This window comes from Falsiroseomonas oryzae (assembly GCF_027856955.1).
Lineage (GTDB): Bacteria > Pseudomonadota > Alphaproteobacteria > Acetobacterales > Acetobacteraceae > Falsiroseomonas > Falsiroseomonas oryzae.
In genome coordinates this window covers 1-520 of sequence record NZ_JAPSMD010001033.1, presented here as the reverse complement: position 1 = coordinate 520, position 520 = coordinate 1, and the positions used below count along the sequence as shown (strand labels likewise).

1 pseudogene is annotated in these 520 nt (G+C 76.3%); it reads left to right on the top strand.

The annotated features are described in order from the left end of the window. A pseudogene (locus OZN99_RS33360) lies at positions 1-520 on the top strand (acetolactate synthase large subunit); the annotation flags it as partial.

The window sequence follows — 520 nt, the reverse complement described above, 5'->3', positions numbered from 1 at the left end:
CTGCCGGTGCCGGCCGCGCCGCAGGCCGATCCGCTGGCCGTGCGCAACGCCGCACGCGCGCTGCGGGAGCGGCGGAACGTGCTGATCCTGCTCGGTGGCCTGGCGCTGCGGGCCGAGGCGCAGGCGCTGGCCTGGCGCGTGGCCCAGGCGACGGGCGCGACCGTGATGGCCGAGATGTCGAACGGCAAGGTGGAGCGCGGGCGCGGGCGGTTGCCGCTGGAGCGGGTGCCCTATCCCGTGGACATGGCGGTGGAGGCGCTGAAGCCCTTCACCACGATCATCCTGGTGAACAGCAAGGCGCCCGTCGGCTTCTTCGCCTATCCGGGCAAGCCGTCCCGCCACCACCGCGAGGACGCCGACATCCTGCTGCTGACGCGCTACGAGGCCGACCCGGTGCATGCGCTGGCCGCGCTGGTGGATGAGCTCGGCGCGCCGCAGGCGGACCTGCCCGATGCCGGCCCGCGCCCGGAGCCCGCGCGCGGCGCGCCGACGCCGGAGGGGCTGGCGCGGACGCTGGCCG